A 24,971-nucleotide genomic window follows, 5' to 3' on the forward strand; every position below is an offset into this window, starting at 1 on the left:
CGGCGTGGCGCCGCTCACAGTCGGCCCCCACGGCTTGACTTGTGAAAACCTTCACGAGATTGTTCGTGAAGACCTTCACAAACCTGATCGTCGCCCTCCCCGCGCGGACCCGCCTCGCCGGTTCTACCGTCATGGCACAGCCCATCGGCCGCAGGGCGACCAGCCTCCCCTCCGGCTCGTACCGAAGGAGTCGTCTCGTGGACGCTCTCGCACTGGCTCGGTGGCAGTTCGCCATCACCACCGTCTACCACTTCATCTTCGTCCCGCTCACGATCGGCCTCGCTCCGATCGTGGCCGGGATGCAGACGGCGTGGGTCGTCACGAAGAAGGAACGCTGGCTGCGTCTGACGAAGTTCTTCGGCAAGCTCCTCCTCATCAACTTCGCCCTCGGCGTCGTCACCGGCATCTGGCAGGAGTTCCAGTTCGGCATGGCCTGGAGCGAGTACTCCCGGTTCGTCGGCGACGTCTTCGGTGCGCCCCTGGCCATGGAGGCGCTGGCCGCGTTCTTCGTCGAGTCGGTGTTCCTCGGCGTCTGGATCTTCGGCTGGGACCGGGTGTCCAAGAAGATCCACCTCGCCTCCATCTGGCTGTTCGCGCTGGCGACCAACCTGTCGGCGTTCTTCATCCTGGCCGCGAACTCCTGGATGCAGCACCCGGTCGGCGCGGTGTACAACCCGGAGACCGGCCGGGCCGAGATGGAGTCCATCTGGGCCGTCCTGACGAACAACACCCTGCTGGCGGCCTTCCCGCACACCATCACCGCAGCCTTCCTCACGGCCGGCACCTTCGTGGCGGGTATCGCCGCGTGGTGGATGGTCCGCCTCGCGCGCAGCAGGAAGCCCGAGCACCTCGAGACCGCACGGACCGTGTACCGGCCCGCCGTCCTCGTGGGCGTGTGGGTGATGATCGTGGCCGGGCTCGGCGTCGCCTTCACCGGGGACGTCCAGGGCAAGCTGATGTACGAGCAGCAGCCCGGCAAGATGTCCTCCGCGGAGGCTCTCTGCGAGGGCACCGAGTCGGCCGAGTTCTCCATCCTGGCCATCGGCCCCCTCCAGGCGGGCTGCGAGGACGTCAACCACGTGCTGTCCGTCCCCGGGCTGACCAGCTACCTCGGGACCGGCCACTTCTCCGGCGAGGAGTCCTACCTGCCGGGCGTGTACGACGTCCAGGAGGCGTACAGCGAGCGGTACGGCGACGTCACCGTCGACGGCGAGCCCGTCACGTACACCCCGCCCCTGGCCATCACCTACTGGTCCTTCCGGCTCATGATCGGGTTCGCCGCGTTCTCCGTGGCGCTCGCGCTCGCGGCGCTGTGGCTGACGCGTCGGGGCCGTGTGAGCGACAACGTCTGGCTGGGCCGGCTCGGCATCCTGGCGATCCCCATGCCGTTCCTCGCCTGCTCGTTCGGCTGGATCTTCACCGAGGTGGGCAGGCAGCCGTGGGTGGTCGCACCCAACCCGACCGGTATCGACGCCGTCCGCCTGCTCACCGACCGGGGCGTGTCGACCGCTGTCCCCCCGGGCATGATCCTCACCTCGATGATCGTGCTCACCGTGATCTACGCGGCCCTCGCCGTGGTCTGGTACCGGCTCATGCACCGGTACACGATCGAGGGGGTGCCCGACGCCGTCCGGGACGAGTCGCCCGAGGCCCGGGACGACGACACCGACCGCCCCCTGTCCTTCGCCTACTGAGCGCCCGAGCATCCCGACTGGAGACCTGACGTGGACCTCGCGATCCTCTGGTTCGTCATCATCGCCGTCCTGTGGACCGGCTACCTCGTGCTCGAGGGCTTCGACTTCGGCGTGGGCATGCTGCTGTCGATCCTGCCCCGCGGCGACCGGGAGCACCGGGAGAAGGAACGTCGCGTGCTGGTCAACACCATCGGCCCCGTCTGGGACGGCAACGAGGTGTGGCTGCTCACGGCCGGCGGCGCGACCTTCGCCGCGTTCCCCGAGTGGTACGCCACCATGTTCTCCGGGTTCTACCTCCCGCTGCTCATCATCCTGGTGGGTCTGGTCGCCCGCGGCGTGGCGTTCGAGTACCGCGGCAAGATCGCCGACCCGGCCTGGGCACGCCGCTGCGACCTGGCGATCCAGGCCGGGTCGTGGATCCCGGCCGTGATGTGGGGCGTCGCGTTCGGCAACCTCGTGCGCGGCCTGCTGCTCGACGAGTCCTTCCAGTACGTGGGCGGCTTCTGGGCGCTGCTGAACCCGTTCGCTTTGCTGGGCGGGCTGACGACGGCGACGCTGTTCCTGCTGCACGGTGCCGTCTTCGTCGCGCTCAAGACCGACGGCGACATCCGCCACCGCGCGGCCCGGCTCGCCTCCGGGCTGTCCGTCGTGACGCTCGTCGTCGCGGGCGGCTGGGCGCTCTGGGCGCAGCTCGCCTTCTCGGAGCCCTGGACCTGGATCGCCGTCCTCGTCGCGGCCGGCAGCCTCGTCGGGGTCGTGGTGACCACCCGGCAGCGCCGCGAGGGGCTCGCGTTCGCCCTGTCCGCGGTGACCATCGTCGCGGCCGTCGTGCTGATCTTCGGCTCGATGTTCCCCGACGTGATCCCGGCGGTCGACGGCGGGACGTCGCTCTCCGTCGCCGAGGCCTCGTCCACCGACTACACCCTGACGGTGATGTCGTGGGTGGCGGTCTTCCTCACCCCGCTGGTGATCGCGTACCAGGCCTGGACGTACTGGGTGTTCCGCCGTCGTCTCAGCACCCGGGACATCCCCGCCCCGGCCGGCCTGAGCTGGCAGAAGATCAAGGACGCGGCGTTCTGACGTGAGACCGCTCGACCCGCGACTCCTGCGGCAGGCCCGCGCCGCCCGCTCCTACGTCGTCCTCACCGCCCTGCTGGGGGCCGCCTCGGCCGCGCTCGTGGTGGTGCAGGCCTTCGCGATCGCGCACGCCCTCGGACCGGTCGTCGTCGCCACCGGGCCCGGTGGCGACGGGGCTCTCGACCCGGCGCGAACCGCCCCCTGGCTGGTCGTCCTGGCCGGCGCCGCCGCCGGCCGCGCCGCCGTGGGCTGGGCGCAGGAGCGCTACGGGCGGCGCGCCGCCACCCACGTCGTGGCGGACCTGCGTGAGCAGGTGGTGGCGCACGCGGTGGAGCTCGGGCCGCGGCCTCCGGCAGGTGCCCGGCCCGCCGACGTCGCGACGCTGGCCACCCGCGGGCTGGCGGATCTCGAGCCCTACCTCGTGCGGTTCCTGCCGCAGCTGCTCCTCACCGCTCTCGTCACTCCGGCCACGGTGCTGGTGGTGCTGGGCCTCGACTGGGTCTCCGCGCTGATCGCGGCGGTGACCCTGCCGCTGGTGCCGTTCTTCATGTGGCTGATCGGCACGATGACGGCAGGCACGTCCGAGCGACGCCTGGCCACCGTGGAACGACTGGGCTCGCAGGTGCTCGATCTCGTCGCCGGCCTGCCGACGCTGCGTGCGTTCGGTCGCGAGATCGGCCCTGGCGCACGGGTGCGGGCGCTCGGCGAGTCCTCCCGCCGGGCCACGATGGCCACCCTGCGTGTCGCGTTCCTCTCCGGAGCCGTGCTCGAGCTGCTGACCACGCTCTGCGTGGCGATCATCGCGGTGGGTGTCGGGCTGCGCCTGGTGCACGGCGGCATCGAGCTGGTCCCCGCCCTGGCCGTGCTGGTGCTCGCGCCGGAGATCTTCCTGCCGCTGCGTCGCGTCGGTGCCGAGTTCCACGCCTCGAGCGACGGGCTCGCCGCCACGGCCCGCGCCTTCGCCGTGCTCGACATGCCCGTCCCGCCACCCGCTGACCGGGCCGCACCGGGCGCCGTCGGCGGCATGCTGGTGCTCGACGACGTCACCGTGCGTGCACCGGGCCGGAACGTCGACGCGCCGGCTCACCTGTCGGCCCGGATCCCGCTCGGCACCGGCGAGCCGGGTGGCGGCCGGGTGGTCGCGCTGCGCGGCCCCAGCGGCGCCGGCAAGTCCACGCTGGTCCTGCTGCTCCTCGGCCTGCTGCGCCCGGACGAGGGTCGCGTCCTCCTCGCCCCGTCCGCGGCCGGGGAGGACGCTCAGGAGCTGGACCGCGTCTCCGGCTGGTGGGAGCAGGTCGCCTGGGTGCCGCAGCGCCCCGCGATCGGCCCGGGGACCGTGCACGACGTCGTCACCGACGGCCGCGACGTGCCCCTCCCGACGCTGGAGGCGGTCGCCAGGACCACCGGACTGGACACGGTCCTGGCGAGCCTGCCGGACGGCTGGCGGACCCGGGTGGGCCTCGGCGGCACCGGGCTCAGCGTCGGGCAGCGTCAGCGGGTGGCCCTGGCCCGCACGCTCATCGGTGCCACCGACCGCCCCGTGGTGGTCCTGGACGAGCCGACCGCCCACCTGGACGCCCGTGGCGAGCAGGTGGTGCTCGACACCGTGCGGGCGTGGCGGGACGCCGGACGGACCGTCGTCGTCGTCGCGCACCGCGGATCCGTCCTCGCCCTGGCCGACCAGGTCGTCGACGTCGACGCGCGAGAGGTGGTGGCGTCGTGACCGACCCGCTGCGGCAGCTCCTGCCCCTGCTGGAGATCCGATGGTCCCGGGTGGCCCGTGCCGTCGCGCTCGGCACCCTCACGCTGGTGTGCGCGATCGGGCTCGCGGCCGCTGCCGCGTGGCTCGTCGCGCGGGCCTCGCAGATGCCACCGGTGCTGGTGCTGTCCGTGGCGACGGTCGGCGTGCGCGCCTTCGGGACGGGCCGGGCCTTCTTCCGCTACCTCGAGCGGCTCGCGTCCCACGACGTCGCGCTGCGCGGCATGGCGGCCCTGCGCGCCAACCTGTACGAGCGGATCGCCCGGGGCGGCGCCGACGTCGTGGCGCTGCGTCGCGGCGACCTCCTGGCCCGGGTCGGCAGCGACGTCGACGACGTCGGCGACGTCGTCGTGCGGGCGATGATCCCCGCGGCCGTCGCCGTCGTCGCGGGACTCGGCTCGGTCCTGCTGGTGGGGGTCTTCCTGCCGGCCGCCGGGCTCGTGCTGCTGGCCTGCCTGCTCCTGACCGGCGTGGTCTCCCCCTGGCTGGCGTCCCGCGCGTCGGCGTCGGTCGAGCTGCGCGGCGCGGCGGCACGTGGAGAGGTGGCCGCTCGCACGCTGGAGCTGCTGGAGGACGGCCAGCAGCTCCGGGTCGGCGGCCTGCTCGCCGACCGGCGGGCCGGGCTCCGCGCGGCCGAGGCCCGCCTCGCCGCCGCGACCGACGACGGCGCGCGCGTCGCGGGCGTCTCGGCAGGCATCGAGGCCGGCGCCCAGACGCTGGCCGTGCTCGGCTGCCTGCTGCTCGGCGTCCCGGCGGCGCTCGCCGGGGACCTGGCCGCGACGGAGCTCGCCGTCGTCGTCCTGACCCCGCTGGCGGTGTTCGAGGTCACCGCGGCGCTGCCGGCCGCCGCCGTCCAGCTGCGCCGGTCCCGCGCGGCGGCGCGGCGCCTGCTCGAGCTCCTCTCCCCCGCCGACGGCGCGTCCGCGCCCGCACCCGAGGCCCGGCCGGTGCGGCCCGGCACGTCGGGCCACCTGGTCCTGACGGGGGTGGGTGCCGGGTGGGGCGGCCCCGCGGGAGCCACCGTGGTGTCCGGTGTCGACCTCGACGTCCGTCCCGGATCGGTCGTCGCGCTGGCCGGTGCGTCCGGCGTGGGCAAGACGACGTTGCTGCTGACCGCCGCCGGTCTCCTGGCGCCCACCGCGGGCGAGGTGGACGGGCACGGGCTCTTCGTCGCCGAGGACGGCCACGTCTTCGGCACGACGGTGCTGGAGAACCTCCGGGTGGCCCGGGCGGACGTCGACGAGGCCGAGGCGTGTGACGCCCTCGCGGCCGTGGGGCTCGGCGACTGGCTGGACGGGCTGCCGGACGGCCTGGCCACGGTGCTCGGCACCGGCGGCAGCGACGTCTCCGGCGGCGAACGGCGGCGCCTGCTCGTCGCGCGGGCGCTGCTCGCCCCGCACCGCGTGCTGCTGGTCGACGAGCCGGCCGAGCACCTCGACGCCCGCACCGCCGACGCCCTGGTGGAGACGCTCGCGACGATCGCCCGCACGACCGGCCGCTCCGTGGTGCTCGCCTCCCACCGGCTCGCACCGCTCGGCACGGCCGACGAGGTCCTCCTGCTCGGGCACCACGGCACGAACGAGACCGGCGCGCCGGCGCACGTCCTCGCGCGCGGCACCCATGCGGACCTCCTGCGCGACGTCCCGGACTACCGCTGGGCGGCGGGTCAGGAGCTGGCCCCGGCCTGAGCCGGCCAGGCTCCGCCCGAGAGGACCCTGGGCGCACGGCACCCCGACCAGGGTGGGGTTGGGGGTGTTCCCTGATGTCCGGCCGTGCGCGGCCTCCGTAGCGTTCCAGCCATGATCAGGATCGACTCGCTCACCCAGCGCTACGGGAGCGTCGCCGCCGTCGACGACGTCTCGTTCGCCGCGTTCCCCGGTCGTGTCACCGGATTCCTCGGCCCGAACGGCGCCGGGAAGTCCACCACCCTGCGAGCGCTCACCGGGCTCTCCACCCCGACGGCAGGCCGCACGACGGTGCTGGGCCACCGCTACCAGGACCTGCCGAACCCCGGGCTGGAGGTGGGCGTCCTGCTCGACGCCTCTGCCCAGCACGGCGGCCGCACCGGTCGGGAGACGCTCGTCCTGGCCCAGCGCATCATGGGCCTGCCCGCCATCCGGGTCGACGAGATGCTCGATCTCGTCGGCCTCACGTGGGCCGAGGGCAAGCGTCGCGTGCGCGACTACTCCCTCGGCATGCGCCAGCGCCTCGGGATCGCGACCGCGCTCATGGGCGACCCGAGGGTCCTCGTGCTCGACGAGCCCGCCAACGGGCTCGACCCCGCGGGCATCCGCTGGATGCGGGACCTCCTGCGCGGTTTCGCGGACGACGGCGGGACCGTCCTGCTGTCCAGCCACCTGCTCTCGGAGATCGAGATGATCGCGGACGACATCATCATGATCGGCCACGGCCGCATCGTCGCCTCCGGTGCGACGGCCGAGCTCCTCGCCGGCGCCGGCACGCTGGTCCGGTCGGACGACGGCGCGCTGCTCGCCGACGCCCTCGTCGCCGCGGGCTTCCAGGCCACGCCGCGACCCGACGGTGCGGTGGCCACCGACGCCGACCCGGCGACCGCGGGGCAGGTCGCGTTCCGCGCCGGGCTGCCCGTCACCGAGCTCCGCACCGCCGACGGCCACGGCCTGGAGGAGATGTTCCTCGAGCTCACCGCGGCCGACCAGCGCGAGGGAGCCACCCCGCGAGGAATCCACCACCCGAACGGAGCCGCAGCATGAGCGCCCCGGTCCTGGACACCGCCGTCGTCGAGCAGCTCGCCACCACGCGACCGCGCATCCCCCTGGCGCGGCTGGTCGACGTCGAGTTCCGCAAGCTGGTCGACACCCGGTCGAGCCGCTGGCTCCTCGCCTCGGTACCCCTGCTCACCCTGGTCGTCGTCACCGGCGTCACGCTCTGGGGCCGCGACGACGAGGTCACCTTCGGCATGCACACGACCACCAACATGATGCCGCTGGAGCTGGTCCTGCCCCTGGTCGCCGTCCTCTCCGTGGCCGGTGAGTGGAGCCAGCGGAGCGCACTGACGACGTTCGCTCTGGTGCCTCGGCGGGGCCGCGTCGTGGCGGCCAAGGCGGTCGCCCTGCTGGTCGCCACGCTGGCGGCGACGGCGACCGTCGTCGCCCTGAGCGCGGTCGGCACGGTGGTCGCCGCGCAGGTCCGCGGCATCGGGACCGTCTGGGACCTCCCGGTCGACCTGGCGCTCCGCCTGGCCCTCGCGAACGTCCTGGCGGTGGCGTTCGGGTTCCTGGTCGGCCTCGCGATCCGCAGCACGGCGCCCGCCATGGTGGCCTACCTCGGCTTCATGCTCGTGCTGCCGATGGTCTCCAGCGTGATCGCGGGGCTGTGGGACTGGTGGGCCGCGAACGGTGCCTGGCTGGACCTGAGCTGGTCGACGAGCTTCGTCACCGCACCGGAGATGACGGGCGAGCAGTGGGCCCAGGTCGGCACCTCGGCCCTGCTCTGGATCGTGGTGCCCCTGGCTCTCGCGGTGCGGCGGCTGCTGCGGACCGAGATCCGCTGAGAGATCGGGCCCTCGGGGCGGTCAGCGACCCAGCAGCGACATCGCCGCCGCCCTGCCCGGGATGGCGCTGACTCCCCCGCCCCGACGTGCCCCGGCGCCGGCCAGCAGCACGCGGGCGTGGACGGTCTCGACGCCCCACGTGCCCGGGGCGTCGAGACCGTCACCCGTCTCCGACCAGGGCCACGACAGGTCCCGGTGGAAGATGTGCCCGCCCGGGAGCCCGACGCTGCCCTCGAGGTCCACCGGCGTGCGCGCCTCGAGGCAGGGCGCACCGTCGGGGGCACGCCACAGCACGTCCTCGACCGGCTCGGCCAGCACCGAGTCCAGCGAGCGCAGCGTGGCCGCGAGCGCCCGCTCCCGGGCTCCCTCCGGATCGGCCCGGAACAGTCGTGCCGGCATGTGCAGCCCGAACAGCGTCAGGGTCTGCGCCCCGGCGGCCCGCAGGTCCGGCCCGAGGATCGAGTCGTCGGTCAGCGAGTGGCAGTAGATCTCGCAGGGTGGCAGGTCGGGGACGTGCCCGGCCGCGGCCTGGCGGTACGCCGCCTGGAGCTGGCTGTGGCTCTCGTTGACGTGGAACGTCCCCGAGAAGGCCGCGACGGGGTCGAGGTCCTCCCGCAGCCGCGGCAGGCGGCGCAGCAGCATGTTGACCTTGAGCTGGGCCCCCTCGGGCTCCGCGGCGGTGGCGCGGCCCGACGGCGTCGCCCCGGCGGCGGCCAGCACGGCGTCCAGCGTGGCGGGGGCGGCCCCGCTCACGACGGATCCGGCACGCACCCCGTGGGTCCTGCCGTCGACGTCGGTCCACGCGACCTCGGCGTCGCTGTCCGCCGAGCCGGGGTCGACGGCGGTGACGTCCGCTCCGGTGACCACCGTGGCACCGGCGGCCAGCGCGGCGTCCCGCAGCGCTCCCGAGACCGCGCCCATCCCGCCCACCGGCACGTCCCAGTCACCTGTCCCACCACCGATGACGTGGTACAGGAAGCACCGGTTCTGGATCAGCGAGGCGTCGTCGAGGTCGGCGAACGTCCCGATGAGGCCGTCCGTGGCCGCCACGCCGCGCACGACGTCGGAGTCGAAGGTGGCACGCAGGGTCTCGCCCAGCGGCTGCTCGACGACGGCACGCCAGGTCGCGTCGTCGTCCACCAGCGCCCGGGCCTCGTCCCGGGAGACCAACGGCCGGGTGACGGTCGGGAAGAGCCGCTCCGCCAGGCGGCCGACCCGGGCGGAGAACGCCTGCCAGGCCGCGTGGTCCGCGCCGGCGCCGAGCGCCTCGAACGAGGCGCGCGTCGCGTCGTCGGACCCGGTGTCGACGAGCAGCCCGCCCGTGCCCACCGGCGTGTACGACGAGAACCGTCGGCGGCGCAGGGTCAGGCGCAGACCGAGCTCGTCGACGACCTGCCGCGGCATCAGGGAGACGAGGTAGGAGTACCGCGACAGGCGCGCGTCGACGCCGTCGAACACGCGCGCGGACACCGACGCACCGCCCACCGCTGCGAGACGTTCGAGGAGCAGTACCGAGCGACCGGCACGGGCGAGGTAGGCGGCGGTGGTCAACCCGTTGTGGCCGCCGCCGACGACCACGGCGTCGTAGCGGGCGGCGGTCTGCGGTGCGCTCATGCGCGTCATCCTGGCACGGCGTCTCGGGTAACGTCCGAGCCGTGAAGATCCTCGTGCCGAGCAACGTGCCCTTCGACCTGACGATCGACGTCGACGGCGTCGAGGTCGCCCCCTACGTCATGCGCGAGGAGGTGCCGGCCGAGCACCTCGACGCCGAGGCCATCGTGACGTGGGCGAGCCCCCAGCGGGTCATGGACGACGCGGCGCGCCGGCTGACCCGGCTGCGCTGGGTGCAGACCCTCAACGCCGGACCGGACCAGGCCCTGGCCACCGACTTCGCGCCGGACGTCGTGATCGCCTCGGGCCGCGGGCTGCACGACACCACCGTCGCCGAGCACACCCTGGCACTCCTGCTCGCCTCCGTGCGCCGCCTCGACCGGACGCTGGACGCCCAGCGCGCGCACGAGTGGGACCGGGACCTGGGCCGCGAGCAGGCCCGCGCGGAGTCGGAGTTCACGCTGCGCGGCGCCCACGTGGTGGTCTGGGGCTTCGGCTCGATCGCTGCCGTGCTGGCTCCGCTGCTCACCGCGCTGGGTGCCCGCGTGACAGGCGTGGCGTCCACCGACGGCGAGCGGTACGGCCACCCGGTCGTGGCGGCGTCCCGCCTGGCGGAGGTGCTGCCGACGGCGGACGTGCTCGTCTCGCTGCTGCCCGCGACGCCGCAGACGCGCCACGCGCTCGACGCGTCGGTCCTGGCGATGCTCCCCGCCCACGCGCGGTTCGTGAACGCCGGCCGTGGCGCCACGGTGGACGAGGACGCGCTGGCGACCGCGCTGCGCTCGGGTGCGCTGGCCGGTGCCGCCCTGGACGTCACCGAGACCGAGCCGCTGCCCGCGGGCTCCGACCTGTGGGACGTGCCCGGGCTCATCCTCACGCCGCACGTCGCCGGGGGACGTCCGCAGGGAGCCGCGCGGTTCGTCAGCGAGCAGGTGCGCCGCTGGCTGGCCGGCGGCGCCGCGGACCTGCGCAACGTCGTCGACCGCTGACCTGTCAGCCGGCGGCCCGGCTCCGCTGCCGCACGTGGCGGCGCTCCTGGAGGTAGGTGGCCACGATGGTGACGAGGAAGAAGAAGCCGACGCCCTTCAGGCGATCCTCGGGCGCCGTCGTGCCGAGGACGACGGCGAGCAGCACCAGCACGACGCCGAGGTAGAGGCCGAACCAGAGGTAGCGCCGCGGGTCGCCGTCGTCGTACGCCGTCCAGTAGCGCGTGGTGAGGAACGACGCCGCCACCGGACCGACGATCGTCACGGCAGAGCTGAGGTCGGCGGCGTCCAGCACGGGGGCTCCTCGTCGGTCGGTCGGTCGGTAGGCGGCTCGGCGACCGAGCCTAGTGCTCCCCGCCGGGGGCGAGCGACGCTCCAGCGGGCCTGGACCGGTCTACCAGCGCCCCTGACGCGGGCGTGGCTGGCAACCGGGGCAGCTGAACGACGAGCGGTTCATGAACTCGTCGCGTCGCACCGGTGTCGCACAGCGCGGGCACGGCTCGCCCGCCTGCCCGTAGACCGCCAGGGAACGGGAGAAGTAGCCCGACTCGCCGTTGACGTCGACGTAGAGCGCGTCGAAGCTCGTGCCGCCCTGGCCGAGCGCCTCGGTCATCACCTCGGCGGCGGCGTCGAGCACACGGTGCGCCACCGGGCGCGTCATCGCGTCCGTGGCGCGGGCGAAGTGCACCCGGGCGCGCCACAGCGCCTCGTCGGCGTAGATGTTGCCCACCCCGGACACCACGGTCTGGTCCAGCAGGGCACGCTTGATGCCCGTCCGACGCCGGCGCAACCTCGCGACCACCAGGTCGCGGTCGAGCGCGGGGTCGAGCAGGTCGCGGGCGATGTGCGCCACGGGCTCGGGCAGCGCGGGCAACGGCGAGCCGTACCCGCCCGGAGCGCCGTCCGGCGTCGGCGCCAGATCGGTCACGGAGAGGTGGCCGAAGGTGCGCTGGTCGACGAAGTCCACGTAGCGCGCCCCGGACGGCGCTCCGTCGACGTGCAGCCGCACACGCAGGTGGGGGTGGGCCCACTCCCCCGCGACCGCCGGATCGCGGACCAGGAGCTGACCGGACATCCCCAGGTGTGCGAGCAGCGCCGCCGACGGCTCGTGCCCCGGCTCGTCCAGCGGCAGCCAGAGGTACTTGCCGCGGCGCGCCGCACCGATGACGCGACGCCCGCGGAGCTGGTCGGCGAACCCGGCCGGGCCGCCGTCGTGCCGTCGCACGGAGTACTCGCGGAAGACCTCGACGTCGCGCACCACGGCGCCCACGACGAGCCGGTCGAGACCGTCCCGCACGGTCTCGACCTCGGGGAGCTCAGGCACCGACGGGGAGGGCCGTGATCGCGCGGTACGCCTGCTCGGCGGCCGCCTGCTCCGCGTGCTTCTTCGCGGTGCCCTGGCCGATCCCGACCACCGGGCCCGCCGTCACCTGCGCCTCGAACCTGCGCGCGTGCTCGGGCCCTTCGCCCACGACCGAGTAGACCGGCGCCCCGAAGCCCCGCTCGGCCGCAGCCTCCTGCAGGGACGTCTTCCAGTCCAGGCCGGCGCCGAGGTCGGCGGCCTGGTCGAGCGTCTCGTCGACGAGCCGGTGCACGAGGTCGCGGGACACCTCGAGCCCGTGCGAGAGATAGGTGGCGCCCAGGAGCGCCTCGACGGTGTCCGACAGGATCGAGTCCTTGTCGTACCCCCGGGTGCGCATCTCCCCCTTGCCGAGCAGGACGTAGCGGCCGAGCTCCAGGCGGCGGGCGATCGCCGCGAGAGAGCGCTGGGAGACCGTCGCGGCGCGCATCTTCGCCAGCTCGCCCTCGGGCTTGTCGGGGTGGCGCCGGTACAGCGCCTCCGTCACCACGAGTCCGAGCACGGTGTCGCCGAGGAACTCGAGCCGCTCGTTGGTGGGGATCCCCCCGGCCTCGTGCGCGAAGGACCGGTGCGTCAGGGCAAGCACGAGAAGCTCGGGATCCAGATGGACCCCGAGCTTCTCGAGGAGCTCACGCGGCTCCGGCCTCCCGGAAGAAGATGCGGGGCCGGTTGCAGGCATCTCAGCCGGCGTGCTCGGTACGCAGCGCCTCGGCGTACTGACGACCCTTGTACGCGCCGCAGGTCGGGCACGCAGTGTGGGACAGCTTCTGTCCCTTGCAGCTCGGGCACGTGGTGAGGGTCGCCGCGGTGGTCTTCCACTGCGAACGACGCGCACGGGTGTTGCTGCGCGACATCTTGCGCTTCGGAACAGCCACGGTCAGCTCTCTTTCGTCTCGTCGGACACGCTCGACTCCTCGAGCATGGTCTGCAGCGCCGCCCAGCGAGGGTCGACGACGTCATGATGGTGCTCGGGGTCGTCCGCGAGCCGCGCTCCGCACTCGGAGCACAGGCCGGGGCAGTCCTGCCGGCACAGCGGTTGAAATGGTAGTGCAGTCACGAGCGAATCCCGAACCACGGGTTCGAGGTCCGCCAGGTCGTCGGTCAGCTCGGGCTCGTCCTCGGCCTCGTCGTCGCCCGACTCGTCGGCCGCCTGGGCCCGCTCCGGGTAGACGAAGAGCTCCTGGACGCGGACCGTCACCTCGTCACGGACCTCGTCGAGGCAGCGCACGCACTCGCCCACGGCCGTGCCCCGCACGACGCCGGAGACCAGCACACCCTCCAGCACGGACTCGAGCCGCAGCCCGAGCGTCAGGTCGGCACCCTCGGGCACGCCGATGACCGCCGTGCCCATGTCGGCGGGCGCAGGAACGACGCGCGCGACCTCCCGCATGGTGCCGGGACGTCGCGACAGCTCGTGCGTGTCGAGCACGAGCGGCGATCGCTTGTCGGTCGTGATGAGCTGCTCCTGGGGGTGGGCGCGCCGAGACCGGCGCACGCAGGCGGTGGGGATGCTGTGGTCCGAGCGGACCAGCGTCCCAGTCTACGCGATCGTGCGACCTCGGCCAACGGACCGCCGACGTGACGTGCACAACGCCGGCCGGGGGCGGCAGGTCAGGCGCTGCGCTCCTCCGCGCGGTCGCCCGCCTGAGGCCACTCCGGGTCGCTCACGGCGTCCCAGCGCACCCGCGGCGCCCCGGTGTTCAGCCGGCCCGCCAGCTTGGCGCGGCCCGCCTGGACCTGGGCCCCGAGCTTGCCCAGGTCGGCCTCGAAGTCCGCGAGCCGCCCGTCGTAGTACTCGTCGGCATCGGTGCGCAGCGCGGCGGCCTGCCGCTCGGCGTCGGCGACGATCTCCGCGGCGCGGGACTCCGCCTGCACCACGACCTGCTCGGCCTGCACCAGCTCGATGGCCCGTGCCCGGGCGGTCGCGAGGACCTCCTCGGCCTGGCGATGGGCACCCTCGAGCGTCCGCTCCGCGTCGGCGAGGACGTCGTCCGCCCGCGCCAGCTGGGTGGGCAACGACCCGCGCAGCTCCTCGACGAGCGTCAACGCCTGCTCCCGGTCGATCTTGACGTTCGTCGACAGCGGCGACGTGCGCGCGCTCTCGATGAGGGCGGCCAGGTCGTCGATGATCTCGAGAAGTCCGGCGGTCGGGTTCTGTGTCTCGGTCATGTGCTGCTCCTCACGCACGGTGCGCGATCGCGGCGCGCACCGCCTCGGCCGCGGCGGGCGGCACGAGGTCGTCGATCGGCCCGCCGTGACGGGCGATGTCCTTGACCAGCGACGACGCCACGTGGGCGTAGCGCTGCTCGGCCGGCAGGAAGACGGTCTCCACACCGCTCAGGTGTCGGTTCATCAGAGCCATCGGATGCTCGCCGTCGAAGTCCGCCCCGCCCCGCAGACCCTTCACGACGGCGACGGCCCCGACCTGCCGGCAGAAGTCGACCAGGAGGCCGGGCACCGGCTCCACCCGCACGGAGCCGAGGTCCGGGTCCTCGGCGAGCGCACCGCGCACCACCTCGATCCGTTCCTCGGGCTTCAGGAGAGCGGACTTGGAGGCGTTGTGGGCCACGCCGACCACGACGACCTCGAACAGGCGCGCCGCGCGGCGCACGATGTCGAGGTGCCCGTACGTGATCGGGTCGAAGGACCCGGGACAGACTGCGATGCTCACGCCCCGACGCTAACGCGGGAGGCGGCGGATCCGGCCGAGGCTCCCCGGAGTGGTCCGCACCCGACCGGAGCTGCGGCTCGCGGACCGTCAGGACGGCCGGTCGGGCTCCGCGTAGTGCACCGTCGTGTCCCCGTACGTCTTCGAGGCGATGGGCACCAGCCCGTCCGGCCACTCGGGTTCGCCGCTGCGCCGGGCGCGCTCCACCACGACGACCGCTTCGGGCGCGAGCACGCCCGGTGCGGCCAGGTCGACGAGGATGCCGGCCAGGGCGGCTCCGGCCAGGTCGTACGGCGGGTCGATGAGCACCAGGTCGAACGGCACGACCGGGCCGCCCGCGCCGCCGTCGGACGCCAGCCGGGCCGCGCAGCGCTCCGCGGGCTCGGCGAGGACGCGGACGGTGCCGCCCAGGCCGAGGGTGGCGACGTTGCGCCGGGCGACGTCGGCGGCCTTGCGCGCCGACTCCACCAGGAGCACCTCGGCCGCTCCACGGCTCGCCGCCTCGATGCCGAGGGCTCCCGAGCCGGCGAAGAGGTCCAGCACCCGGCCGCCGTCGATCACCCCGTAGTGCTCCAGGCGGGAGAACATCGCCTCACGGACACGTTCGCTCGTGGGCCGGGTGCCCGACGGCGGCACCGCGAGGGTGCGCCCGCCGACGGTCCCGGAGACGATCCTGGTCATGCCGCCGAGCGTAGCCGCCGTCGGTCAGTCGGACGGGAGCGCCACCTCGGCGAGCACCGGCCGGTGGTCGCTGCCCGTGCGCCCCAGGGTGGCGACGCGGGTGACCTCGGCACCCCGGGCGAGCACGTGGTCGATCCGCACCACGGGCAGCGTGGCCGGGAAGGTGAAGCCGAACGAGCCGCGCGGCGTCGCCACCTGCTCGAGCACCGGGTCCAGGGCGCGATCGGCGAGGGTCGTGTTGAGGTCGCCGCCCACGACGATCGCGGTCGAGGTGTCCTCGGCCAGCACGTCCGCGAGCCTCCGCAAGGAGGCGTCCCGCGCGTCCGACCCGAATCCCTGCGCACCGAGCCGGACCGACGGCGAGTGCACCGCGTACACGCGCACGTCCGCGCCCTCGACGGTGTCGACGACGACCCGGAGCCCGCGGTCCCACGAGGCGTCGCCGCCGGGTGGGCGCAGGTCGACCGGCTCGGCCCCGACCAGCGGGAACCGCGACCACACACCGACGGTGCCCTGGACGGCGCGGTAGGGCAGAGCCGCGGCCAAGGCCTCGGTGAGCTCCTCGTCGAGCTGGGGCGTCACCTCCACCAACGTCACGACGTCCGGCTCCGGCTCGAGCAGCACGGCCACCGTGCCGGCGACGTCGGTGTTGGTGTCGGCGACGTTGTGGTGGACGACGACGAGGTTCGGCCGGGGTGCCGGCGTGGCGGCGGAGAACGGCCAGCACACCCACAGCCAGATGCCCGAGGCGAAGAGGACGGCGAGGCCCGCACCGCCAGCACGACGCCGGACGGCGAGGACGCCCAGCACCAGGAGGACGAGGCAGCACCACGGCAGGAACGTCTCCACCAGGCTCCCCAGGCCGCCGACGTCCGGCAGCGCGCCGTGCAGGATCATCAGCAGACCGGTCGCCAGCGCCACCGCGGCCAGGACCGTCCCGGAGCGACCGGCCGGGCCCTGCCCCGCAGGGCGGACCTTCGGCCGGTCCTTCGGGCGGCCTGGAGGACGGGGCGTCGGCCGACCCGGCCGACGAGCCGCCGGACGTCGCCGCGGGCGCGCCGACGGGCCGGGCGTCGCGACGGTGTTCACGCCCCGACCGTAGCCAGCGGCGGCGGACCGCGCCGGTCGCCACGCTCAGGCGCGCTCCAGGAACTCCTCCTGCTCGGCGTCGAGCTGCGCCGCGATGGCGTCCCGGAGCGTCGCGTGGTCGCCCAGCGCCGGGTCCGCCTCGACCACCTGCGTGGCCTCCGCGCGCGCCTCGGCGATCAGGTCGGCGTCCTTGACCACCCGCAGCAGACGCAGGGAGCTCGAACGGCCCGACTGCGCGGCACCGAGCACGTCACCCTCCGAGCGCAGCTCGAGGTCGAGCGTCGCGAGCTCGAAGCCGTCGGTGGTCGCCGCAAGCGCCTCGACGCGCGCCGCCGCGGGCGTACCGGGCTGCGCCGTGGAGACCAGCAGGCACAGGCCGGGATGCCCGCCACGGCCGATGCGGCCCCGCAGCTGGTGGAGCTGGGAGATGCCGAACCGGTCGGCGTCGAACACGACCATGACGGTGGCCTCCGGCACGTCCACACCCACCTCGATGACCGTGGTGGACACGAGCACCGACGCCTCGCCCGCGGCGAACCGCGCCATCGCGGCGTCCTTGTCCGCGGGCGGCAGCTGGCCGTGCAGCACACCGATCTCGACACCGGCCAGGCGCGGCATCGAGCGCAGCATGTCGGCGACCTCCAGCACGGCCCGCAGCGGCGCCCGGTCGCCGGCCTCGCCGTCGGCCAGCTCGAGGAACTCGGGGACGTCGTCGAACTCCGCCGAGCCCTGCGCGCCCCGGCCGGTGCTGCCGGGCACGTCGACGTCGTCGTCCGGATGGATCCGGGGGCACACCACGTAGGCGCGCCGTCCCGCGTCGACCTCCTCGCGCACCTTCTCCCACACACGCTCGTTCCAGCGCGGGTTGGCCGCCGGCACCACGTGGGACGTGATCCCGGCCCGGCCGGCGGGCAGCTCCGTGAGCGTCGACGTCTCCAGGTCGCCGAACACCGTCATCGCGACGGTGCGTGGGATCGGCGTGGCGGTCATGACCAGGAGGTGCGGCGCGACACGCCCCTTGGCGCGCAGCGCATCGCGCTGCTCGACCCCGAACCGGTGCTGCTCGTCGACGACCACGAGCCCGAGGTCCGCGAACTGCACCTGGTCGCCGAGCAGGGCGTGCGTGCCCACGACGATCCCTGCCTCGCCGCTCGCCGCCTGCAGCAGCGCCTCCTTGCGTGCGCCGGCCCCGAGCGACCCGGTCAGCAGCGCGACGCGGGTGCCGTGCGCCGCACCGCCGAGCAGACCCCCCTCGGCCAGCGGCCCGAGCATGCCCCGGAGGGTGCGGGCGTGCTGGGCGGCGAGCACCTCGGTCGGCGCGAGGAGGGCTGCCTGCCCCCCGGCGTCGACCACCTGGAGCATGGCCCGCAGGGCGACCACCGTCTTGCCCGAGCCGACCTCGCCCTGCAGCAGCCGCTGCATCGGGCGCGCCTCGGACAGCTCGGCGGCGACCTGCTCGCCGACGCGGCGCTGGCCGTCGGTGAGCGCGAAGGGCAGCGCCGCGTCGAAGTCGTCGAGCAGACCGGCGGGTCGAGGCGGCCGGGCCGTGGCCTCCTCCGCGGCGGTGCGGGCGCGGCGCTGGGCGAGCGCTGCCTGCAGCACGAACGCCTCCTCGAACCGCAGCCGACGGCGTCCGCGCTGCCAGTGCTCGGCGGCGTCGGGGACGTGCACCGCCCGCAGGGCGTCGAGGCGCGTGGGAAGGCCCAGCCGTGCCCGGACCTCGTCCGGCACCGGGTCGTCGACGTCGTCCTCCGTGAGCGGGTCCAGCACCGTGCGCACGGCCCGCTGGATGCGCCACGTCGGCACGGCGGCGGTCGCGGGGTAGAGGGGGATGGGACGCGACGCCTCGACCATCGCCTCCTCGTCGTCGTCCGCGTCGACCCCCACCAGGATGTAGTCCGGGTGCGTGAGCTGACGGGTACCGCGGTACTCGGAGACCACGCCGGTGAAGAGGCCGGACCGCCCCGGACGCAGCTTGTCCTCGTGCGGGCGCAGCGCACCGGCCCGCTTGGCGAAGAAGGTGAGGCCGAGCTCGTGCCGCCCGTCCGTGACGACGGCCTGCAGCAGCGCCCCGCCGCGGCTGCGCATCGGGCGCACCGTGGCCCGGGCGACCCGCGCCATGACGGTCACGTGCTCACCCAGCTGCAGCCGGTCCATGTCCGTCAGCCGGCCCGGGTCGCCGTAGCGCCGTGGGTAGTGCCGCAGGAGGTCGTCGACGGTCTCCAGCCCCATCTTGGCCAGGGGCCCTGCCGCGCGCTTGCCGAGCGTCGTGGCGAGCGGCTCGGCCAGCCGTCCGGTCACCAGGCCTCCCCGCTCAGCGCCCCGATCGCCGGTTCGTCCCCGGGGTCCTCCGCCGGTTCGACACCGATGCCCACGTGGTCCCCGGCGCGTCCCGTGGGCAGCACGACGACGTCGGCACCGGCGGCGACGGCCGCCACCTGCTCGGCGAGCGCGTCCACCACCGCTGCCGGGACGTCCCGGTCCGGCAGGAGCGCGACGATGCCGGCGTCCGCCCCGAGGTCGGACACGAGCCGCGTCAGCGCGGTGGGCGCGGCCGCCGCGGCGGGCCGTGCGGCGCGCAGTCGGTCCAGGGCGCCACGGACGACGCCGGGGACGTCGGCCGGTTCGCCACCGCTGCCCGCGGCGTCGAGGGCTCCGGCGAGCGCCGCGACGGCGGTGACCAGGTGCACGTCGCTCGCGGCAGGCACGACGACGACGTCGGAGGCCGCGGCGGGGCCGTCCCCGACCCCGTCCCGCCCGCCGAGCGCGTCCACCGCGTCCTGCAGCCCGCCGTCGCCGAGCACGGCGGGTGGGGCGAGCACGAGCACGTGGGGCGTCCCCGCCCCCAGGACCGCCTGCGCGAGGTCCTCCCGGGTGGGCGGCACGTCGAGGTCGAGCAGCACGACCGCACCTCCCGAGGCGAGCTCCGTCGCCAGGGCGGGGGCCGACGTCGTCGTCACGACCGCCCAGTCCGCCGGCGGGACCGCCAGGTGGCGCACGTGGACACGGGAGACCGCGCCGCGGCCGGACCAGCGGCGGGCGACCTCGAGCGCCCGGTCCAGCTCGGGCGTGTGCACGTGCGCCTGCCACACGGACTCCACGTCCTCGCCGGTCGCGTCACCGGCGCCGCCACCCACGACGACGACGGAGTTGCCCACCTCGTCGAGATCGGCCCGCAGGGCGTCGGCCACAGCACCCGGCCGGAACCCCGCGGCGTCGGCCGCCCGGTGGAGGACGAACATGAGCTCCACCTCGTCGGCCGCCGGGACCTCGCCGTGCCCGCCCGGGGGCGCGACGGCGGTGTCGGCCCCGCCGTCCGCCGGCGCGTAGCCCGTCAGGTCCAGGTCGAGCAGCACGGGCGCCATGATGCCTTCCGGGGCTGACACACCGTCGTGGCCGGATGCCGCGCCCGCGTGCCGCTGGGCCTCGGCGAGCGCGGCCAGGATCAGCAGCAGGCCGCACGCCCCCGCGTCCAGCACACCGGCGTCACGCAGCGGGGCGAGCGTGCCCACGCTGCGCAGCGCGGCCTCCCGGGCGCCCCGGCGCGCGGCGTCCAGGACCGTGAGCCGCTCCGGTGCGCCCAGCGGCCCGACCATGCCGCCGGCCTCGGCGTGCCGGGCAGCCGCGGCCGCGGAGTCGGCTGCCGTGAGGATGGTCCCGGACGCCGGGTGCGCCACGGCCCGCCGCGCCGACCGTGCGGCCACGTCCAGGGCCACGCCGAGGCTGTCGCGCCGGCTCGCCGCGAGGGCGAGTCCTCGCCACCACTCGCTGAGGATCACCCCCGAGTTGCCGCGGGCCTGCAGGAGCGCGGCACGGGCACCCAGCCGGAGCAGGCGCGCCCCGCTCGCCCCGTCGTCCGCGTCGTGGATGGCGGCGCCCGCCTCGCGCACGGTGAGGTACATGTTGGTCCCGGTGTCGCCGTCGGCCACGGGGAACACGTTCACGCCGTCGAGCTCCGTCCGCGCGGAGGCGAGCGCGTCGGTGGCGCCACGGGCCCACGCACGGACGACGGAGGCGTAGAGGAGCTCGGGCTGGACCACGCCCCCCACCGTAGCGGTGACCAACCCAACGCCGGCGCTGTTGAGCCCGGCGCCGTCCATCGGCTATCCTCGTGTGGTTGCCCGGACTTCCGGGCGCCCCCAGACCATCAACACCTCACGTCTTGCTGCCATGGTGCGCGGGACGTGCACGACGATTCAGGAGAAACCGTGGCTGCCAACTGCGACGTCTGCGGCAAGGGCCCGGGCTTCGGGCACAGCATCTCGCACTCCCACATCCGCACCAAGCGCCGCTGGAACCCCAACATCCAGCGCGTGCGTGCTGTCGTCGCGGGCACTCCCAAGCGCGTGAACGTGTGCACCTCGTGCCTCAAGGCCGGCAAGGTCCAGCGCAAGGCATGAGCCCCAGCGCCTCGGCGCGACGAACTGCATGACGAACGCCCGTCGGGTCCTCCCGGCGGGCGTTCTGTCGCGCCTGGACACCTGCCGAAGGCAAAGGGTTCGTGAAGCGTTCACCTCCACCCCTAGGCGAACCTTCCCCGACGTGGCAGTCTGAGGTCATGATGGTGGAGACCGACAACGACGTGGTGATTCGCTCTGCGACGACTGCCGACGCCGCTGCGATCGCCCACGTGCACGTGACGTCCTGGAAGGGCGCCTACTCCCACGTGCTGCCCGCCTCCTACCTCGACTCCCTCGACGTGGCGGAGCGCGCCGAGAAGTGGGAGAAGATCCTGACGTCCGGACACGGCACCACCATCGTCGCGGAGGCCGACGGCCGCACGCTCGGGTTCGCGAGCTACGGCCCGTCCCGGGACGAGGACGCCGAGGACGACTGCCTCGAGCTGTACGCCATCTACCTGGACCCGGAGGCCTGGGGCCGCGGCGTCGCACGGGACCTCATCCGGACGGTGCTGGCGGACGTCTCGCCGACCCAGTGCATGACCCTGTGGGTCCTCGACGAGAACGAGCGGGCGCACCACTTCTACCGCCGCCACGGGTTCCAGCCCGACGGCATCGAGCGCATCGAGGACATCGAGGACGTGCCGGTGACGGAGGTCCGGTTCCTCCGCGCGGCCGAGCGCTGACCCGGAGCGAGCCTGCGAGCACAGGGCCAGCGCGACCGCAGGAACCGGCGCTGACCCGGAGCGAGCCTGCGAGCACAGGGCCAGCGCGACCGCAGGAACCGGCGCTGACCCGGAGCGAGCCTGCGAGCACAGGGCCAGCGCGACCGCAGGAACCGGCGCTGACCCGGAGCGAGCCTGCGAGCACCGTCTAGCTGCGGAAGTGGTCCCACCCCTGCGGCACGTCGGGCTCCTCGCCGTCGAGCAGCACCTGCGGCCCGTCGTCGACGGGCGTCCGCACCTCCCCGATCTCCCGGAACCCTGCGGGCAGCCCGTGGTCGGCGACCTCGGCGGGGAAGGTGGCGAGCAGGCCGTGGTCCTCTCCCCCGGACAGCACCCAGCGGCGTGCCTGCTGCCAGCCGTCGACGTCCTCGGACACGACCGCGAGCTCGACCGCGGCGGGGAGCAGCGCGCTGACGTCGCCGGACAGCCGGCCGCCGGTCAGGTCGACGGTCACACCGCTGGCCCGCGCGAGCCGGCCGGCGTCGCGGAGCAGACCGTCGGAGACGTCCAGCATGGCGCTGGCCCCTGCCGCGGCGGCCGCCGGACCGCCGGGCAGCGGTGGTTCGGGTCGCAGGTAGGCCGCGACGAACGGCGCGACCGGGCCCCGAGCGCCCGGTGCCCCGTGCTGACCCGAGGCCGCGCCGGAGGCGAGCAGCGCCAGGCCGGCGGCGGACCTGCCGAGGACCCCGGCGTGCGCGACGACGTCGCCGGGCTGCGCACCGGAGCGCAGCACGGGCGCGCGCCCGTCCAGGTCCCCGTGGACGGTGACGGCGACGACGATCTCGTCGCCCCCGGACAGGTCGCCCCCGACGACGGTGGCGCCGGCAGGGGTGGCCGCGTCGGCCAGGCCCCGGGCCAGCCCGGTGACCCAGTCGACGGGCAGGTCGCCGGGCACGACGAGGGAGACGACGAGCGAGGTCGGGCGGGCGCCCATCGCGGCGATGTCGGCGAGGTTCTGCGCCGCAGCACGACGCCCGACGTCGAACCCGGTGGACCAGGATCGACGGAAGTGGCGATCTTCGACGAGCACGTCGGTCGAGACGACGACCCGACCGTCCGGGGCCCGCACGACCGCGGCGTCGTCGCCCGGTCCGACGTCGACGGCGTCGCCGGTCGGCAGGAGCGGGAAGATGCGGGCCAGGAGCTCTGACTCGTCGAGGTCGCGCACTCGCACGGTGGAGTCGGTCACGACGGAACCCTAACCGTCCGTGGTACCGCCGCGGGCGGGTACGGTGGGCGCGTGCCCGTCCGTCGCCTCCGCGCGCTGCTCTGCCTGCCCGCCCTCGCGCTGCTCGCCGCCTGTGCACCCACCATCGGGGTGGAGGCCGGCGCGGACGCGACGAACCCGGACTGCGCACCGGTGATGCTCGCGCTGCCGGACGTCGTCGCGGGCGACCTGGAGAAGGTCCGCACGAATGCGCAGGCGACCGCCGCCTGGGGTGAGCCGGGTGCTGCTGTGACGTTGCGCTGCGGCGTGACGCCGCCCGGACCGTCCGCCGACTGCCAGCGCATCGAGTCCGCGACCGGCACGGTGGACTGGATCGTCGCGAGCAGCGACGACGGCACCTGGCGCTTCACGACCTACGGTCGGGAGCCGGCCATCGAGGTGACCGTGCCGCCCGCGGTGACCGAGGACCACTCGACGTCGTTCATCGCCGACCTGACCCAGGCTGTCGACCTGGTGCCCGCCACCCGGCAGTGCACCTGAGGACCACCCTCCTGAGGTGGCACCGCCCGGCCGAGGTGGTCACGGCACCACGAGCTCTCCCACGGGTCCCGGCGCGTAGGCGACCTCCCAGACGAATCCGTCCGGGTCGGTGAAGTAGCCGGAGTACCCGCCCCAGTCGCGCTCGGTGGCGTCGCCGATGGTCGGGGCACCGGCACGACGCGCGTCGTCGAGGACGGCGTCCACCTGGGCCGGGTCGCCCACGTTGTGCGCGAGCGTCACCGGCGGCGTCCCGCCCCGGACGACGGGACCGATCTCCTCGAGCGCCGCTGCCTCGTCCCACAGGGACAGCAGGAGGTGCGGCCCGACCTGCAGCATGAGGACCTCGTCGGTGACGTCCACGAAGCTCTCCCACCCCAGGCCGTCGAGGTAGAAGCGGCGGGTGGCCCCCAGGTCCGCGACCACGAGCGTGACGAGGCTCAGTCTCTGATCCATGGCCTCACGGTGCCATCAGCCCCCGACACGCCGGTGAGGAACGGATCACCGGAGCCCGGTGGGGCGCTCCAGGGCGAGCTGGATCAGCTCGTCGACGAGCTCCGGGTAGCTCACGCCGGACGCCTCCCACATGCGCGGGTACATCGAGAACGGGGTGAAGCCGGGCATCGTGTTGATCTCGTTGACGATCACCTGCTCGTCCGGCGTCACGAAGACGTCCACCCGCGACAGGCCCTCGGCCTCGACGGCCTCGAACGTGCGGACGGCGAGGTCGCGGATCGTGTCGACCACGGCGTCCGGCAGCTTCGCGGGGCAGTCGAGCTGCACGTGGGCCTCGTCGAGGTACTTGGCCTCGAAGTCGTAGAACGCGTGCGTGCCGTCGACGGCGATCTCGCCGGGCAGCGAGGCGCGGGCCGGCGCCCCGGCCCGACCGCCCAGCACCGCACACTCGATCTCGCGCCCCTCGATGCCGGCCTCGACGACGACCTTGGGATCGTGCTCGCGGGCCGTCTCGACCGCGGCCGGGAGGTCGGCGAGGTCGTCGACGCGGGTGATGCCGAGCGACGACCCGGCGCGTGCCGGCTTCACGAACAGCGGCAGCCCGAGCCGCTCGACGCGTGCCACGCAGCCTGCGGGATCGGCCACCCATTCGTGGGGCCGGATCACCTCGTAGGGACCCACGGGCAGGCCGTGGCCGGCGAGCACCAGCTTCATGAAGTGCTTGTCCATGCCCACGGCGGAGGCCAGCACGCCCGCGCCGACGTAGCGCACGTCGGCGAGCTCGAGCAGGCCCTGGACCGTGCCGTCCTCGCCGAACGGCCCGTGCAGCAGCGGGAAGACGACGTCGACCGCGCCGAGCAGGCTCGGTACCTGGCCGGGCTCCAGCACGCGGAGCGTGCCCTCGCCGGAGGTGAGGGACAGCACGACCTCCGCGCCGTCGTCGGACGTCACCTCGGGCAGCCGCCCGTCGGTGATCTGCCAGCGTTCGGCGCGGTCCTCGGCGACGACCCAGCGACCGGCTCGCGTGATCCCCACGGGGACGACGTCGTACCGGTCACGGTCGATCGCGCCGAGCACCCCGGCCGCCGTCGACGCGGACACGGCGTGCTCGCCGGAACGGCCGCCGAACAGCAGGGCGACGCGCGGCTTGCGCGCGGGGGCGGGAGGCTGGGTCTCGGACATCGGCCCGACCCTACCGGACCCGCCCCCTGCTCCCGCCCCCGTGCAC

25 protein-coding genes are annotated in these 24,971 nt (G+C 74.4%); 10 read left to right on the top strand and 15 right to left on the bottom strand.

Going from position 1 to position 24,971, the window contains the following annotated elements; genetic code table 11:
* Nucleotides 1–197: 197 nt before the first annotated feature.
* The 6 genes from BCL65_RS12530 to BCL65_RS12555 all read left to right on the top strand — a co-directional run bounded on the left by BCL65_RS12530 (nucleotide 198) and on the right by BCL65_RS12555 (nucleotide 8,062).
* Nucleotides 198–1,694 (top strand): cytochrome ubiquinol oxidase subunit I, encoded by a 1,497-nt coding sequence (locus tag BCL65_RS12530; protein ID WP_106268521.1) that lies wholly within the window; start codon nucleotides 198–200, stop codon nucleotides 1,692–1,694.
* Nucleotides 1,695–1,724: 30 nt separating this feature from the next.
* The gene (gene cydB / locus BCL65_RS12535; RefSeq protein ID WP_106268523.1) at nucleotides 1,725–2,774 is read left to right on the top strand and encodes a cytochrome d ubiquinol oxidase subunit II; all 1,050 of its coding nucleotides are present in this window, start codon (nucleotides 1,725–1,727) and stop codon (nucleotides 2,772–2,774) included.
* A gap of 1 nt (nucleotide 2,775) precedes the next feature.
* Nucleotides 2,776–4,494, top strand: a complete 1,719-nt coding sequence (gene cydD, locus BCL65_RS12540; RefSeq protein ID WP_106268525.1) for a thiol reductant ABC exporter subunit CydD — start codon at nucleotides 2,776–2,778, stop codon at nucleotides 4,492–4,494.
* On the top strand, nucleotides 4,491–6,218 hold the full coding sequence (gene cydC / locus BCL65_RS12545) for a thiol reductant ABC exporter subunit CydC (protein WP_106268527.1): 1,728 nt from the start codon (nucleotides 4,491–4,493) through the stop codon (nucleotides 6,216–6,218). Before cydD ends, cydC begins: the two co-directional genes overlap by 4 nt.
* 111 nt (nucleotides 6,219–6,329) lie before the next feature.
* On the top strand, nucleotides 6,330–7,262 hold the full coding sequence (locus tag BCL65_RS12550; protein ID WP_106268528.1) for an ABC transporter ATP-binding protein: 933 nt from the start codon (nucleotides 6,330–6,332) through the stop codon (nucleotides 7,260–7,262).
* On the top strand, nucleotides 7,259–8,062 hold the full coding sequence (locus BCL65_RS12555; protein WP_106268530.1) for an ABC transporter permease subunit: 804 nt from the start codon (nucleotides 7,259–7,261) through the stop codon (nucleotides 8,060–8,062). Before BCL65_RS12550 ends, BCL65_RS12555 begins: the two co-directional genes overlap by 4 nt.
* Nucleotides 8,063–8,083: 21 nt before the next feature.
* On the opposite strand, the gene BCL65_RS12560 is transcribed toward BCL65_RS12555, so the two are convergent.
* Nucleotides 8,084–9,685, bottom strand: a complete 1,602-nt coding sequence (locus BCL65_RS12560) for a phytoene desaturase family protein (protein WP_106268532.1) — start codon at nucleotides 9,683–9,685, stop codon at nucleotides 8,084–8,086.
* Nucleotides 9,686–9,717: 32 nt separating this feature from the next.
* On the opposite strand from BCL65_RS12560, the gene BCL65_RS12565 reads away from it, so the two are divergent.
* Nucleotides 9,718–10,662 carry an NAD(P)-dependent oxidoreductase gene (locus tag BCL65_RS12565; RefSeq protein WP_106268533.1) on the top strand — a complete coding sequence of 315 codons (945 nt, stop codon included), beginning with the start codon at nucleotides 9,718–9,720 and terminating at the stop codon, nucleotides 10,660–10,662.
* 4 nt (nucleotides 10,663–10,666) lie between these two features.
* Here BCL65_RS12565 and BCL65_RS12570 read toward each other — a convergent pair whose 3' ends face one another.
* The 11 genes from BCL65_RS12570 to BCL65_RS12620 all read right to left on the bottom strand — a co-directional run bounded on the left by BCL65_RS12570 (nucleotide 10,667) and on the right by BCL65_RS12620 (nucleotide 20,497).
* On the bottom strand, nucleotides 10,667–10,954 hold the full coding sequence (locus BCL65_RS12570) for a hypothetical protein (protein WP_106268535.1): 288 nt from the start codon (nucleotides 10,952–10,954) through the stop codon (nucleotides 10,667–10,669).
* Nucleotides 10,955–11,053: 99 nt separating this feature from the next.
* Nucleotides 11,054–11,983, bottom strand: coding sequence for a bifunctional DNA-formamidopyrimidine glycosylase/DNA-(apurinic or apyrimidinic site) lyase (gene mutM, locus BCL65_RS12575; protein WP_106268537.1), 930 nt, complete (start codon nucleotides 11,981–11,983; stop codon nucleotides 11,054–11,056).
* Entirely contained in the window at nucleotides 11,976–12,698 is a 723-nt protein-coding gene (gene rnc / locus BCL65_RS12580; RefSeq protein WP_106268539.1) for a ribonuclease III, read from the bottom strand. Before rnc ends, mutM begins: the two co-directional genes overlap by 8 nt.
* Before the next feature lies 1 nt (nucleotide 12,699).
* Nucleotides 12,700–12,894: a 50S ribosomal protein L32 gene (rpmF, locus tag BCL65_RS12585; RefSeq protein ID WP_106268541.1), complete on the bottom strand. Its 195-nt coding sequence runs from the start codon at nucleotides 12,892–12,894 to the stop codon at nucleotides 12,700–12,702.
* A gap of 2 nt (nucleotides 12,895–12,896) precedes the next feature.
* On the bottom strand, nucleotides 12,897–13,448 hold the full coding sequence (locus tag BCL65_RS12590; protein ID WP_106268726.1) for a YceD family protein: 552 nt from the start codon (nucleotides 13,446–13,448) through the stop codon (nucleotides 12,897–12,899).
* Between the two features lie 182 nt (nucleotides 13,449–13,630).
* Nucleotides 13,631–14,188 carry a hypothetical protein gene (locus BCL65_RS12595; RefSeq protein WP_106268543.1) on the bottom strand — a complete coding sequence of 186 codons (558 nt, stop codon included), beginning with the start codon at nucleotides 14,186–14,188 and terminating at the stop codon, nucleotides 13,631–13,633.
* Between the two features lie 10 nt (nucleotides 14,189–14,198).
* Nucleotides 14,199–14,690 carry a pantetheine-phosphate adenylyltransferase gene (gene coaD / locus BCL65_RS12600; protein WP_106268545.1) on the bottom strand — a complete coding sequence of 164 codons (492 nt, stop codon included), beginning with the start codon at nucleotides 14,688–14,690 and terminating at the stop codon, nucleotides 14,199–14,201.
* Nucleotides 14,691–14,777: 87 nt separating this feature from the next.
* On the bottom strand, nucleotides 14,778–15,368 hold the full coding sequence (gene rsmD, locus BCL65_RS12605; protein WP_106268547.1) for a 16S rRNA (guanine(966)-N(2))-methyltransferase RsmD: 591 nt from the start codon (nucleotides 15,366–15,368) through the stop codon (nucleotides 14,778–14,780).
* A gap of 24 nt (nucleotides 15,369–15,392) precedes the next feature.
* Nucleotides 15,393–16,457 (bottom strand): endonuclease/exonuclease/phosphatase family protein, encoded by a 1,065-nt coding sequence (locus BCL65_RS12610; RefSeq protein WP_125206542.1) that lies wholly within the window; start codon nucleotides 16,455–16,457, stop codon nucleotides 15,393–15,395.
* 45 nt (nucleotides 16,458–16,502) lie between these two features.
* A complete protein-coding gene (locus BCL65_RS12615; RefSeq protein WP_106268551.1) occupies nucleotides 16,503–18,758 on the bottom strand; it encodes an ATP-dependent DNA helicase RecG in 2,256 nt (751 codons plus the stop codon).
* Nucleotides 18,755–20,497 carry a DAK2 domain-containing protein gene (locus tag BCL65_RS12620; protein WP_243401037.1) on the bottom strand — a complete coding sequence of 581 codons (1,743 nt, stop codon included), beginning with the start codon at nucleotides 20,495–20,497 and terminating at the stop codon, nucleotides 18,755–18,757. Before BCL65_RS12620 ends, BCL65_RS12615 begins: the two co-directional genes overlap by 4 nt.
* A gap of 168 nt (nucleotides 20,498–20,665) precedes the next feature.
* Between BCL65_RS12620 and rpmB the strand changes: the two genes are divergently transcribed.
* A complete protein-coding gene (gene rpmB / locus BCL65_RS12625; protein WP_106268555.1) occupies nucleotides 20,666–20,857 on the top strand; it encodes a 50S ribosomal protein L28 in 192 nt (63 codons plus the stop codon).
* Between the two features lie 158 nt (nucleotides 20,858–21,015).
* Nucleotides 21,016–21,543 (top strand): GNAT family N-acetyltransferase, encoded by a 528-nt coding sequence (locus BCL65_RS12630; protein ID WP_106268557.1) that lies wholly within the window; start codon nucleotides 21,016–21,018, stop codon nucleotides 21,541–21,543.
* A gap of 187 nt (nucleotides 21,544–21,730) precedes the next feature.
* Here BCL65_RS12630 and BCL65_RS12635 read toward each other — a convergent pair whose 3' ends face one another.
* The gene (locus BCL65_RS12635) at nucleotides 21,731–22,771 is read right to left on the bottom strand and encodes a thiamine-phosphate kinase (RefSeq protein ID WP_106268559.1); all 1,041 of its coding nucleotides are present in this window, start codon (nucleotides 22,769–22,771) and stop codon (nucleotides 21,731–21,733) included.
* A gap of 51 nt (nucleotides 22,772–22,822) precedes the next feature.
* On the opposite strand from BCL65_RS12635, the gene BCL65_RS12640 reads away from it, so the two are divergent.
* Nucleotides 22,823–23,290 carry a DUF3515 family protein gene (locus BCL65_RS12640; RefSeq protein WP_106268561.1) on the top strand — a complete coding sequence of 156 codons (468 nt, stop codon included), beginning with the start codon at nucleotides 22,823–22,825 and terminating at the stop codon, nucleotides 23,288–23,290.
* A 39-nt stretch (nucleotides 23,291–23,329) separates the two neighbouring features.
* Here BCL65_RS12640 and BCL65_RS12645 read toward each other — a convergent pair whose 3' ends face one another.
* Together BCL65_RS12645 and BCL65_RS12650 are read right to left on the bottom strand one after the other, a co-directional pair.
* A complete protein-coding gene (locus tag BCL65_RS12645; protein WP_106268563.1) occupies nucleotides 23,330–23,743 on the bottom strand; it encodes a VOC family protein in 414 nt (137 codons plus the stop codon).
* 45 nt (nucleotides 23,744–23,788) lie between these two features.
* Nucleotides 23,789–24,925 carry a D-alanine--D-alanine ligase family protein gene (locus tag BCL65_RS12650; RefSeq protein WP_106268565.1) on the bottom strand — a complete coding sequence of 379 codons (1,137 nt, stop codon included), beginning with the start codon at nucleotides 24,923–24,925 and terminating at the stop codon, nucleotides 23,789–23,791.
* Nucleotides 24,926–24,971 lie beyond the last annotated feature (46 nt).

Source organism: Isoptericola halotolerans, from assembly GCF_003003075.1.
Lineage (GTDB): Bacteria > Actinomycetota > Actinomycetes > Actinomycetales > Cellulomonadaceae > Isoptericola > Isoptericola halotolerans_A.

Bases quoted from the DNA above. Each gene is read 5' to 3' on its own strand.
- rnc (WP_106268539.1), bottom strand. From the start codon at position 12,698: ATGCCTGCAACCGGCCCCGCATCTTCTTCCGGGAGGCCGGAGCCGCGT.
- BCL65_RS12550 (WP_106268528.1), top strand. From the start codon at position 6,330: ATGATCAGGATCGACTCGCTCACCCAGCGCTACGGGAGCGTCGCCGCC.
- BCL65_RS12630 (WP_106268557.1), top strand. From the start codon at position 21,016: ATGATGGTGGAGACCGACAACGACGTGGTGATTCGCTCTGCGACGACT.
- BCL65_RS12645 (WP_106268563.1), bottom strand. From the start codon at position 23,743: ATGGATCAGAGACTGAGCCTCGTCACGCTCGTGGTCGCGGACCTGGGG.
- rsmD (WP_106268547.1), bottom strand. From the start codon at position 15,368: ATGACCAGGATCGTCTCCGGGACCGTCGGCGGGCGCACCCTCGCGGTG.
- BCL65_RS12560 (WP_106268532.1), bottom strand. From the start codon at position 9,685: ATGACGCGCATGAGCGCACCGCAGACCGCCGCCCGCTACGACGCCGTG.
- BCL65_RS12555 (WP_106268530.1), top strand. From the start codon at position 7,259: ATGAGCGCCCCGGTCCTGGACACCGCCGTCGTCGAGCAGCTCGCCACC.
- BCL65_RS12650 (WP_106268565.1), bottom strand. From the start codon at position 24,925: ATGTCCGAGACCCAGCCTCCCGCCCCCGCGCGCAAGCCGCGCGTCGCC.
- BCL65_RS12595 (WP_106268543.1), bottom strand. From the start codon at position 14,188: ATGACCGAGACACAGAACCCGACCGCCGGACTTCTCGAGATCATCGAC.